The sequence below is a fragment of the Enterococcus sp. DIV2379 genome, from assembly GCF_050542965.1.
Classification (GTDB): Bacteria; Bacillota; Bacilli; order Lactobacillales; family Enterococcaceae; genus Enterococcus_D; species Enterococcus_D entomosocium.
The window spans coordinates 1,610,799-1,622,500 of record NZ_CP172938.1; the positions used below are offsets into that span (position 1 = coordinate 1,610,799).

General features: G+C 43.0%; 10 protein-coding genes and 2 rRNA genes (1 of these 12 only partly in view). 10 read left to right on the forward strand and 2 right to left on the reverse strand.

Annotation, left to right across the window (positions count from 1 at the left end; genetic code table 11):
* Positions 1-19: 19 nt before the first annotated feature.
* Positions 20-640 carry an MBL fold metallo-hydrolase gene (locus IGI92_RS07425; RefSeq protein ID WP_005236256.1) on the reverse strand — a complete coding sequence of 207 codons (621 nt, stop codon included), beginning with the start codon at positions 638-640 and terminating at the stop codon, positions 20-22.
* Between the two features lie 98 nt (positions 641-738).
* On the opposite strand from IGI92_RS07425, the gene IGI92_RS07430 reads away from it, so the two are divergent.
* The 3 genes from IGI92_RS07430 to IGI92_RS07440 all read left to right on the forward strand — a co-directional run bounded on the left by IGI92_RS07430 (position 739) and on the right by IGI92_RS07440 (position 4,716).
* The gene (locus IGI92_RS07430) at positions 739-1,152 is read left to right on the forward strand and encodes a GNAT family N-acetyltransferase (RefSeq protein ID WP_244733589.1); all 414 of its coding nucleotides are present in this window, start codon (positions 739-741) and stop codon (positions 1,150-1,152) included.
* Positions 1,153-1,430: 278 nt separating this feature from the next.
* Positions 1,431-1,967 carry a hypothetical protein gene (locus IGI92_RS07435; RefSeq protein ID WP_005236248.1) on the forward strand — a complete coding sequence of 179 codons (537 nt, stop codon included), beginning with the start codon at positions 1,431-1,433 and terminating at the stop codon, positions 1,965-1,967.
* A 259-nt stretch (positions 1,968-2,226) separates the two neighbouring features.
* Positions 2,227-4,716 (forward strand): ATP-dependent DNA helicase, encoded by a 2,490-nt coding sequence (locus IGI92_RS07440; RefSeq protein WP_196044658.1) that lies wholly within the window; start codon positions 2,227-2,229, stop codon positions 4,714-4,716.
* Between the two features lie 91 nt (positions 4,717-4,807).
* Here the strand turns inward: IGI92_RS07440 and IGI92_RS07445 are convergent, their stop codons facing one another.
* Positions 4,808-5,299: a YajQ family cyclic di-GMP-binding protein gene (locus tag IGI92_RS07445; protein ID WP_008381345.1), complete on the reverse strand. Its 492-nt coding sequence runs from the start codon at positions 5,297-5,299 to the stop codon at positions 4,808-4,810.
* Between the two features lie 153 nt (positions 5,300-5,452).
* On the opposite strand from IGI92_RS07445, the gene IGI92_RS07450 reads away from it, so the two are divergent.
* From IGI92_RS07450 to IGI92_RS07480, 7 genes are all read left to right on the forward strand, one after another.
* Positions 5,453-6,388 carry a YitT family protein gene (locus IGI92_RS07450; protein WP_005236241.1) on the forward strand — a complete coding sequence of 312 codons (936 nt, stop codon included), beginning with the start codon at positions 5,453-5,455 and terminating at the stop codon, positions 6,386-6,388.
* A gap of 74 nt (positions 6,389-6,462) precedes the next feature.
* On the forward strand, positions 6,463-6,792 hold the full coding sequence (locus IGI92_RS07455) for a metal-sulfur cluster assembly factor (protein WP_005231940.1): 330 nt from the start codon (positions 6,463-6,465) through the stop codon (positions 6,790-6,792).
* Positions 6,793-6,994: 202 nt separating this feature from the next.
* Positions 6,995-7,933 (forward strand): dihydroorotate oxidase, encoded by a 939-nt coding sequence (locus IGI92_RS07460; protein WP_430608399.1) that lies wholly within the window; start codon positions 6,995-6,997, stop codon positions 7,931-7,933.
* Between the two features lie 57 nt (positions 7,934-7,990).
* Positions 7,991-8,512, forward strand: a complete 522-nt coding sequence (locus tag IGI92_RS07465) for a GNAT family N-acetyltransferase (RefSeq protein ID WP_430608400.1) — start codon at positions 7,991-7,993, stop codon at positions 8,510-8,512.
* Positions 8,513-8,650: 138 nt separating this feature from the next.
* The gene (locus IGI92_RS07470; protein WP_005236216.1) at positions 8,651-8,836 is read left to right on the forward strand and encodes a hypothetical protein; all 186 of its coding nucleotides are present in this window, start codon (positions 8,651-8,653) and stop codon (positions 8,834-8,836) included.
* Positions 8,837-9,378: 542 nt separating this feature from the next.
* Positions 9,379-10,938, forward strand: a 16S ribosomal RNA gene (locus IGI92_RS07475).
* Positions 10,939-11,167: 229 nt separating this feature from the next.
* Positions 11,168-11,702, forward strand: a 23S ribosomal RNA gene (locus IGI92_RS07480); it runs 2,380 nt beyond the window's last position.
* Together the 16S and 23S rRNA genes form the textbook arrangement of a ribosomal RNA operon.

Genomic DNA, 11,702 nt, shown 5'->3' on the forward strand with positions numbered 1-11,702 from the left:
CTTTTGATTCGTCATACGTTTATGCGTTAAAAAACGGATTGGTCCGTTTCTCAATTTCGATCGTTGTTGGTTCTCCGTGGCCAGGATAGACCGCCATTTGATTCGGTAAAACAAAGAGTTGCGTTTGGATGCTGGTCAGCAATTGTTCCAAATTTCCGGTTGGCAGGTCTGTCCGACCAATGCTACCTTTAAATAAGGCGTCTCCGGAAACGACAAAATTGTCAAAAATAAAACTGACGCTGCCAATGGAATGACCCGGGGTTGCAACAACCTTAAAGGACATGCCAGCTATCTCGTACTCTTTCAACTCTAGCTCGAATTCAGCTGGACGTGCGGTGATGGTTCCTAATTCAGGATGACGGCCAGAAAGGTTTTTCATAGGATCACTTAGCCATCCTTGCTCAAGCGGACTCACGTAAACGGGGATCTGATAATAATCCCGCAAATGGTCAACTGCGCCGATATGGTCATAATGAGTGTGGGTCAATAAAATCGCTGCTGGTTTTGCGCCTGTTTTTTCGATCTCAGCGATCAATCTCGCTGCTTCTGCTCCAGGATCAATAATCAACAAAACATCTTCTTTCCAAATTAGGTAACAATTTTCTTGAACGGGTCCTGTCACTAAACCAATGATTTTCATGCTAAAACCTCCTAGGATCACAAATACTTGTGTCTGACTATAAGTATAGCTTAAAGTATAAGAGGAAACAAAGAAAGGTTTTTAGGAGTGAAAAATTAATGATAAAAACGATAAACGCAGAAGACAATCGTCAGGCAGTCTGTCAATGGCTAAATCATTCAACGAAAAAAACAGAGGCAGTGAGTGCCTTTTCCGATCAAGAGCAGCTTTCATTTGCTTTTTTTGACAATCAGGATCAACTTGGTGGGGTGATTGGAAAACGGACAGGCAATACGATCCATATTCAATTGTTAGCAGTTGATCCAAGCCATCAGAATCAGGGGGTCGGGAAACAATTGATAAAAGCACTTTTTGATCACGGTAAAAAAGCGGGGTGTCGTTCCGTGACGGTTACCACCCAAGACTACCAAGCGCCGCAATTCTACCAAGCAGTCGGCTTCGAACCGTTTGCTGTGCTTACGGATACACCTGTGCTTGGCACGGATAGGCTTTACTTCGTGAAGATGCTGTGATCAACCTTTGGCAGGCAGGTGATAAGGATAACCAATAGTTTGATGAGAGAAAAGCTTAGAATTATTGTGGGAATTCGAAAATTTTTCTAAGAAACCGCATTAGCAAAAAACTGCTGTTATACTAATTAAAATAAGAAAGCGTTGATTCGTTTGAAACGGGTCTAGTTTTTGACGAAAGCATGAACATTCTTCGTGACCAACTTCGAGGAAAGTGTGTGATCTGTATCTTGCGTTAGTTTTGATTGGTATACCTCAACTCTTTGTAAGAAGGTGTTTTTATGAAAAAATCCCTGCAATTTTTTTTCACTCTATGCTTCGCCGCGCTCGCTTTAGTGAGCTGTGGCCAAGAGGAGCTAACCATCAACGATTCGAAAGAAGTTTCTGAAACTGTTACTTCCGCCTCAAAAACGGTTGAAAATGGCGACCTTGATTTGATGCTGATCCAAGATGAGAGTGTCATCTTTCCGCAAAGCCAAGGGGTTTATGATTTTCATGAGAATGAGTTGACGATCGTTAAGCAGTATTTGCCGATGGCAGATTTAGAAGATAGTTCAGCCAGCTTTAGTGATGTTGCCTTGTATGAAGGACAAATCGAAAGTGATTTTCAGCGTCATTTTTCCCATTCAGAGGTACAGTTGTCCAACGACCCTTATCAAATTTATGAGATCACCTATCAAGATGCATCATACACGGTTGAAGGGAAGCATTTGACGATCAAAGCAGATGGACGGACCTTTGAGTTCACCTTAGATCTAGACAATCAACAAGCTTTTGACCAAAATGGTGTCAGTTATGATATTCAAGTCGATCAATAAATATCTTTCAAAAAATAGCCCTGCTTTACTTGCTTAGGTGAGTAGAGTAGGCTTTTTTGTAAATCCTTCGCCAAACCCATTTTCTGGAAGAAAAAATGAAGTCAATTATCTGATGAGTAGGTGTTTTGTTGCAAGTGGTTTTTTCATGGTGATAAAACCTGTTTGGATAGGATACTCTCCGCAGAGGATGAAAAGCTGTTTCTGTTCGCTTTTCCAAAAGTAATCTATCCGCTATAATGGCAAATGAGAAGGTGAACACGTGTATAAAGGAAAAGTTGCGGTTAGAAAAATCGTAGAATTTATTTTGCGCCGAGGCGATATTGATAGCCGCAAAGTCAGTAATCATACCGCGCAAGAAGGCGCCCGTATCCATCGCCAACTACAAAAAGAGGCTGGGGATGCGTATCAAAAAGAAGTCTTTTTCAAACGAGAAAGCCAAATTGAGAAAGATTCGATCACTGTCGAAGGACGTGCCGATGGTCTCTTTTTTGATGCAACTCTTAATTCTTGGGTGATCGATGAGATCAAAACTTCAGAACCAGCGTTCGAAGATATCCCTGAAGATCAAATCGATTTGTTTTTTGCCCAGGGAATGGTTTATGCTTATTTGTTTTTACTACAAGAAAATGAACAAGCAGCGCTTAGTGACAGTGAAAATCAAGAGAAACCAGAAGCGGAACCTACTGCTGAAGGTAATGATCCGAAGAGACCCATCGATCGAATCGCCGTACAATTGACTTATTATCAAACCACTGAAAAGCTGACCACCCGTACGAGAAGAACATTTCAGTTTTCAGAATTAGCTGTTTTTTATGAAGAATTACTTCAGGAATATCATAAATGGTTAGTTTTTCAAGAGAATTGGCGCCGTGTCCGCAATACGTCTTTGCAGCTGCTGTCTTTTCCCTTTGAAACCTTTCGCAAAGGGCAGCGAGAGTTAGCAGCAGCGGCGTATAAAACACTAAAAAATGGCAAGCGACTTTTTGCGGAAGCGCCAACTGGAACTGGAAAAACCATGTCAACGCTGTTTCCCGCATTAAAAGTGCTAGGGGAAGAAGGGGCTGATCGGGTCTTTTATCTGACGGCGAAGACGATCACCAGACAAGTGGCTGAAGATGCACTGAGCAAGTTAGCAGACAACGGTAGTGAAACCAAAAGTGTCACGATTACCGCCAAAGACAAAATCTGTTTTTTAGATGAACGAAACTGTACGCCAGAACACTGTGCGTATGCGCAAGGCTATTACAATCGAATCAACGAAGCATTATGGGATCTGTTGCATCACGAGAATCAAATAACCCGAGAAGTGATCGAGACCTACGGAAAGAAACATACGGTCTGTCCCTTCGAGCTTTCACTGGATGTCAGTGTCTTTTGCGATGTCATTATTGGTGATTATAATTATTTGTTTGATCCCACCGTTTATTTGCGAAGATTTTTTGAGGAGCCGGATGAAGAATATTTCTTTCTAGTGGATGAGGCCCATAACTTAGTCAACCGTTCCAAAGAAATGTATTCGGCAACCATTACCCGGCAGCCATTTAAGGAATTAAAGAAGAAACTATCCAATGACCAGCAAAAATTAAAACGCGCCCTAAACAAAGTTGACAAAGAATTTGCGGCTATTGCTCAAATAGCAAAAGAGGAAGAGTGGGAATACCACCATCAAGCAGCTCCCCATGAAACGATGGTCAATCAGCTATACAAAGTAGCTGAATTGATGAAGGAATGGTTGCCGGCAAATCCTGAGCATGAATTGCAAGAAGAAGTGCTGCAAGTGTATTTTGAAGCTAACCATTATTTGAAGATCAGTGAATTTTATGATGATCACTACGAAACGACGGTGGAGATCGACCGCTATGATATCAAACTACGGCAATTTTGCATCGAACCAGCGCCGTTTTTGGAATCTGTGTTAGATAAGGGCAAGGCCAGCCTGTTGTTTTCTGCGAGCTTTACTCCTTTGTCGTATTATCAAGAGGTATTAGGAGGCGGCAATGAAGCTTTGCGCTATCGCCTGCCAAGTCCTTTTGATCCGAAAAATCAGGGGATTTTTATTGCAGACTATATCCAAACAACGTATCGCCAACGTGAAGCCAGCATTCCTGCAATCGTTGATGCAATCCAGCAAATGACCGCAGCGAAAGCGGGAAACTATATGGTCTTTTTCCCTTCTTATCGTTACTTGGATGATGTGGCGGCAGCATTTTCCCAACAGGCGCCAGAGGTGGAGGTCTTGATTCAGGGGACAGCCATGAACGAAGCAGAGCGCGAGGCGTTTCTTGCACAGTTTCAATCTCTTGAGCGGCAACGGTCATCCTTGCTAGAAACAAGTCAAGACGGACAAGAGAGCCAGCCAAAAACATTAGTGGCATTTTGTGTCCTTGGTGGAATTTTTTCTGAAGGGATCGACTTGAAAGGCAATCGCTTGATCGGTGCGGCAGTGGTAGGAGTCGGACTGCCGCAAATCAATCACGAGCAAGAATTGATTCGGGAATATTACGATGAGAAAAAAGCAGCTGGTTTTGCGTATGCCTATCAGCTGCCCGGGATGAATAAAGTCCTGCAAGCAGCCGGTCGAGTGATCCGGGATGTCAGCGATCGCGGCGTGGTGTTATTGCTGGATCAACGTTTTCGGACACCGCGTTACCAAGAACTTTTCCCACTGCACTGGCAGCATGCCTTAAACATTCGTCGGCCGCAAGAGTTATCAAAGGCATTGACTCATTTTTGGCAAGAAAAAAACTAGAAGCAGAGCTTTCAGGAGAGGTTGTGCAAAATCAGCAGATAAAGCTGATTTTGCCTAACCAACACGTTAGACTCTGTTCTAGTTTTTTTGATTAGCGATAATTTGTAAACTGTAAATCGATCGTCAAGGGCAGTTTACGCAACAATTGGATCACCTCTTGCAGATCGTCACGACTTTTGCCTGTTACCCGAATTTGATTATCTTGAATTTGGGTTTTAACTTTTAGCTTGGCGTTTTTGATCGCTGTCGTTATTTTTTTGGCGTTTTCTTTATCGATACCATTGATCAATTCTGCCGTTTGACGAGCTTTTGCCCCCAAGGCATGCTCCGTTTCGCCAAATTGAATATTTTTCGTTGGTACATTCCGTTTGATCAGCTTCCCAAAGAGCACATCCTTGATTTGCTCCAGCTTAAATTCGTCATCCCCGACAATCGTCAATTTGCCCTCAGCCATCTTGATTTCTACCGTGGAGCCTTTAAAGTCAAATCGGTTTTTCAATTCTTTTTCCGCCTGTTGAATGGCGTTTTTTACTTCTTCTGTGTTGATCTCAGATACGACATCAAAACTTGCTTCTTTTGCCAAAATCAATCACTCCTCTCATCTCTTACCTATGATTTTAACATGGAGGCGAACGATGCGGGAATGAAAAGTAAATTTTTGCAAATAATTGTTTCATTTTTTCACACAAACTGCTATTCTTTGGAAGGAGATTTTTAGTGAAGGAGCTAGATCATTGTGAGTAAGTTATTAACGAAGCACGAACAATCAGAACGATTGAAAAAAATAGGGGTTATTTTGCTGTCAGGTATCACCGCAGCCATTGCTTTAAATTTCTTTTTGATTCCCGCAAACGTTCTTTCTGCTGGGATGAACGGGGTCGCCCAATTGATCGTGGCACTTGCCTTGGAACATTTTGGCGTTCACCTTAGTACAGGGCTGTTTATTTTCCTCTTAAACTTGCCTATCTTTGTTCTCGGGTTCATCAAACTCGGGAAATCATCGACACTATTGAGCTTTATCAATGTCGTTGTCGTTTCTGTCTTAACGATAATCCTTCCACAAGGAGCAATCACTGACAATATTTTGGTTAACGCTTTGCTCGGTGGCGTACTGTTAGGCGTCGGCGTTGCGTTTTCACTGAAAATGGGTTTTACCACCGGCGGAATGGATATCCTTTCGTTGATATTATCAAAAACGACTGGAAAAACGGTCGGTAAATATATGTTTATTTTAAACGGCATCATTGTCATGGTCTCAGGTTTCGTCTTTTCTTGGGAAAGTGCCTTGTACACGATCATTTCGATTTTCGCAATGAGCTACGTGGTGGACATGCTGCACACAAGTCATCAAAAGGTAACGGCGATGATTATTACGACCAATGCGGAAGCTGTTGGGAAAAATATTTCTAAGCATGTGTTTCGCGGCATGACTTTGTTCCCCTCAGTCGGAGGCTATTCAGGCGTACCAGGCAATATGATCATGATGGTCGTGACCCGCTACGAGATCTACGATTTAGAACAAGCCGTTTTAGAAGCAGACGGCAATGCGTTTATTAACTTTGTGCCGACCCAATCGATCACAGGTCGTTTTGCGACAGATGATGAACAACGGACCTTTAAAACGACTGGGGTCTTCCCAGAACTGAAAATACACAAGAAAAGCCGTCCATAATCAAGGATCGTCCATTTACAAATCTTGCAAAAGAAGGTATTATTTGAAACAAGAATTAAAGGAGGTCTTCAACCGTGGCATATACTGAAGTAGAAGCAGAAGCAATCAAAGAGCGTGTCTTGGCTGCCTTGGAAACCGTGATTGACCCTGAGTTGGGGATTGATATAGTGAATCTAGGCTTAGTTTATGAAGTCGAATTTGATGCAGAAACAGGCAATACCGTAATCAAAATGACCTTAACAACAATGGGCTGTCCCTTAGCCGACGTATTGACTGAATCGATACACGAAGCATTAAGCGATATTCCAGAAGTCAAAAATCCAGAAGTAAAACTAGTCTGGTATCCCGCTTGGACGACTGATAAAATGAGTCGTTATGCACGGATTGCTTTGGGGATTCGTTAAGGATTTTATCGTAGAAAATAAATGTCTTAGGCTCTTTTATCAGCTGAATAAAGTTGATAGAAGAGTCTTTTTGGATTTAAGTTGGATGCTTGTCTTTAACTATCTTGCTTTTAGTCAGTGCTTGCAGAAAGTTTGCGAAGATTGCATTGCATTTTCAGAAATGAAACGGTAAACTAGTTGAAAAGATTGGAGGAATGAATCAATGTTAGCTACGAATTTTGGGAAATATACATACAAAAATCCGTTTATGAACGCCTCAGGAGTCCATTGTATGACGATCGAGGAATTAGATGAATTAGCAGCGTCACCAGCTGGGTCATTTGTCACGAAGAGTGCAACACTAGAAGCGCGTGCCGGAAATCCAGAACCACGTTATACCGATTTACTGTTAGGAAGCATCAATTCGATGGGCTTACCAAATCTAGGGGTGGACTACTACTTAGACTATGCCATCAAAAAACAGCAGGAAGTGACCCAGCAAGCGCCCTTCTTTTTCTCTGTCGCTGGTATGAGCGTGGCTGAAAACATTGAGTTATTGAAGAAAATCCAAGAAAGTGATTTTGAAGGAATCACAGAGTTAAATCTTTCTTGTCCAAACGTGCCAGGAAAACCCCAAGTTGCCTATGATTTTCCTTTGACCGATCAAATTCTGGAAACAGTCTTTGGTTTTTTTACAAAACCTTTAGGTGTCAAATTGCCGCCATACTTTGATTTGGCGCACTTTGATGAGATGGCTAAGATATTGAACAAGTATCCGTTAACTTATATCAATTCAATCAATAGTATTGGGAATGCTTTATTCATTGATCCTGCTACTGACTCAGTAGTTATCAAACCAAAAGATGGTTTTGGCGGTTTGGGAGGCGAATATGTGAAACCAACGGCATTAGCCAATGTGCGGGCTTTCTATACACGTCTCAAGCCAGAAATCAAAATTATCGGTACTGGTGGGATTCGTAATGGTCAAGATGCGTACGAACATTTGTTATGTGGCGCTTCTATGTTGCAGATCGGCACAGAGCTGCAAAAAGAAGGACCGGTGATCTTTGAACGATTGACGAAAGAATTAGCAGCGATCATGAAAGAAAAAGGGTATCAATCAATCAGTGAGTTCCAGGGGAAATTAAAAACGATTGATTAAGAACGACTTTGAATGCTTTACTATCCGCTTCTTTTTATAGAAGAAAGGTGGTTTTTAATGGAGAAGTTTCGTAAAACAACGGAGGATGATCTGGTTGAGTTGATGGCGCTTTTTGAAGAAGGCATTGCTTTCTTAAAAGCACAAGGATCTCCGCAATGGCAAGATGGGTACGGTCCTAAAGAAAATCAAATCAAAGCAGATATTGCCAATGGTGAAAGCTATGTGTTGGTGAAAGATGGAAAAATCGCAGCGTCTGCAGCGTTGGTTTCTGGTGATGATCCTGTCTACAACGCAATTACCGGCGCAGGGTGGGATGGAAACGGTCCATATCTATCCATTCATCGCGTCGTTGTCAGTTCTCATTTTAAAGGGCAAAAGTTAAGCGCCAAATTGCTGCAAGCTCTTGAAGTGGTTGCATTAGAGCAAGAAATCGTTGATTTACGTATCGATACGTATAAAGCTAATATTGGTATGCAAAAGAATATCCAAGCAGCTGGCTACCAATACAAAGGAGAGGTAACATTCCCTTTTCCGAACGGAGAGCGATTGGCTTTTCAAAAACGTTTGACCGCAAGCTAAACATTTTATTCCATTAGTGTCACTTGGCTGAATTAATGGAATAGTTGTGTCAAAGTGAATTTTTGGTATGAAAATGCGGATAATGGTTGTCAGAATCCTTTCGGCTTGCTAAGATAAGCACGTAAAGGACGGTGCCAAATGAAGAAAAGAATCAAAAAGAAAAAAGCGTATAAAAAATATATCCATGATATTTTTGCGGGTTATGAAGAAATGCTTGAGAATCCAGCGATCAATGAGAAGAAGTTTTCTTATCTGAAAGAAGAAACAACCTTAAAACGAGACGATCAAAATCAGATCCGTTTTCGTACGATCGATATTGATTAAACTACCTATTTTGGGTAGTTTTTTTGGTTATCTCGACTTAGTTGAAAATATTTCAGAAAAAAGCTTGCTCTTTCATTCTTAGAATGATAAAGTATTCAACGTTGGCAATTGAGCCAGCAGGTCAAAAAAGCTTTTGAAAAAACTTCAAAAAAGACTTGACCAAAAATGAAACAGATGATATTATAACAAAGTCGCAATAATAAAACAGTTAATCGATGTTGATAAATCAACAAAATTAATTAAAAAAAGTTGTTGACAAATAACAAATCATTTGTTATTCTAGTAAAGTCGCTGAGACAGCCGCTGCGAAGTTGAAAAATAACGAGCGAAAAAAACTTTTAAAAAAGAGTTGACAATCAATTGTCGCTCTGATATGATATAAAAGTTGCTAACACAGCACTGTAGACCTTTGAAAACTGAACAAAGCAAGCAAACGAACCAATGTGTAGGACGTTTCAATTTATTGAAACAAATACATGCAAGCAATAGCTAGCGAAGTTAATTTTTATGAGCTTAATGACCGTATGGTCATTCAAACAAATCATTATGAGAGTTTGATCCTGGCTCAGGACGAACGCTGGCGGCGTGCCTAATACATGCAAGTCGAACGCTTTTTCTTTCACCGGAGCTTGCTCCACCGAAAGAAAAAGAGTGGCGAACGGGTGAGTAACACGTGGGTAACCTGCCCATCAGAAGGGGATAACACTTGGAAACAGGTGCTAATACCGTATAACACTATTTTCCGCATGGAAGAAAGTTGAAAGGCGCTTTTGCGTCACTGATGGATGGACCCGCGGTGCATTAGCTAGTTGGTGAGGTAACGGCTCACCAAGGCAACGATGCATAGCCGACCTGAGAGGGTGATCGGCCACACTGGGACTGAGACACGGCCCAGACTCCTACGGGAGGCAGCAGTAGGGAATCTTCGGCAATGGACGAAAGTCTGACCGAGCAACGCCGCGTGAGTGAAGAAGGTTTTCGGATCGTAAAACTCTGTTGTTAGAGAAGAACAAGGATGAGAGTAGAACGTTCATCCCTTGACGGTATCTAACCAGAAAGCCACGGCTAACTACGTGCCAGCAGCCGCGGTAATACGTAGGTGGCAAGCGTTGTCCGGATTTATTGGGCGTAAAGCGAGCGCAGGCGGTTTCTTAAGTCTGATGTGAAAGCCCCCGGCTCAACCGGGGAGGGTCATTGGAAACTGGGAGACTTGAGTGCAGAAGAGGAGAGTGGAATTCCATGTGTAGCGGTGAAATGCGTAGATATATGGAGGAACACCAGTGGCGAAGGCGGCTCTCTGGTCTGTAACTGACGCTGAGGCTCGAAAGCGTGGGGAGCGAACAGGATTAGATACCCTGGTAGTCCACGCCGTAAACGATGAGTGCTAAGTGTTGGAGGGTTTCCGCCCTTCAGTGCTGCAGCAAACGCATTAAGCACTCCGCCTGGGGAGTACGACCGCAAGGTTGAAACTCAAAGGAATTGACGGGGGCCCGCACAAGCGGTGGAGCATGTGGTTTAATTCGAAGCAACGCGAAGAACCTTACCAGGTCTTGACATCCTTTGACCACTCTAGAGATAGAGCTTCCCCTTCGGGGGCAAAGTGACAGGTGGTGCATGGTTGTCGTCAGCTCGTGTCGTGAGATGTTGGGTTAAGTCCCGCAACGAGCGCAACCCTTATTGTTAGTTGCCATCATTTAGTTGGGCACTCTAGCGAGACTGCCGGTGACAAACCGGAGGAAGGTGGGGATGACGTCAAATCATCATGCCCCTTATGACCTGGGCTACACACGTGCTACAATGGGAAGTACAACGAGTTGCGAAGTCGCGAGGCTAAGCTAATCTCTTAAAGCTTCTCTCAGTTCGGATTGTAGGCTGCAACTCGCCTACATGAAGCCGGAATCGCTAGTAATCGCGGATCAGCACGCCGCGGTGAATACGTTCCCGGGCCTTGTACACACCGCCCGTCACACCACGAGAGTTTGTAACACCCGAAGTCGGTGAGGTAACCTTTTTGGAGCCAGCCGCCTAAGGTGGGATAGATGATTGGGGTGAAGTCGTAACAAGGTAGCCGTATCGGAAGGTGCGGCTGGATCACCTCCTTTCTAAGGAATATTTCGGAAGACTACACATCGTTTGCCTTTGTTCAGTTTTGAGAGGTTTACTCTCAAACAAAATTTGTTCATTGAAAACTGGATATCGAAGAAAAAATCAAAACAAGTAACACACACCGAGTTGAAATGTTAAAAGAGTTTTTTAATAAGTTCAACGCTTATTTTCTTGAGCAACCTTCTATCGCTAGAAGAAGTACTCAAAACCGACCGTAAGGTCAAAGGTTAAGTGAATAAGGGCGCACGGTGGATGCCTTGGCACTAGGAGCCGATGAAGGACGGGACTAACACCGATATGCTTTGGGGAGCTGTAAGTAAGCTATGATCCAGAGATTTCCGAATGGGGAAACCCAGCATCTTTTATAGGATGTTACGTCTGCGTGAATACATAGCGCAGTCGAGGTAGACGCAGAGAACTGAAACATCTAAGTACCTGCAGGAAGAGAAAGAAAATTCGATTCCCTGAGTAGCGGCGAGCGAAACGGGAAAAGCCCAAACCAACAAGCTTGCTTGTTGGGGTTGTAGGACTCCGATATGGTAGTCTATTCAGATAGTCGAAATACTTGGAAAAGTATGTCAAAGAGGGTAAAAACCCCGTAGGCGAAATTTGGATAACACCTAGGAGGATCCTGAGTACGGCGGAACACGAGGAATTCCGTCGGAATCCGGGAGGACCATCTCCCAAGGCTAAATACTCCCTAGTGACCGATAGTGAACCAGTACCGTGAGGGAAAGGTGAAAAGCACCCCGGAAGGGGA

Excerpts from the sequence above, each read along its gene's own strand:
- IGI92_RS07425 (WP_005236256.1), bottom strand. The coding sequence starts at position 640 with ATGAAAATCATTGGTTTAGTGACAGGACCCGTTCAAGAAAATTGTTAC.
- IGI92_RS07430 (WP_244733589.1), top strand. The coding sequence starts at position 739 with ATGATAAAAACGATAAACGCAGAAGACAATCGTCAGGCAGTCTGTCAA.
- IGI92_RS07435 (WP_005236248.1), top strand. The coding sequence starts at position 1,431 with ATGAAAAAATCCCTGCAATTTTTTTTCACTCTATGCTTCGCCGCGCTC.
- IGI92_RS07460 (WP_430608399.1), top strand. The coding sequence starts at position 6,995 with ATGTTAGCTACGAATTTTGGGAAATATACATACAAAAATCCGTTTATG.
- IGI92_RS07465 (WP_430608400.1), top strand. The coding sequence starts at position 7,991 with ATGGAGAAGTTTCGTAAAACAACGGAGGATGATCTGGTTGAGTTGATG.
- IGI92_RS07470 (WP_005236216.1), top strand. The coding sequence starts at position 8,651 with ATGAAGAAAAGAATCAAAAAGAAAAAAGCGTATAAAAAATATATCCAT.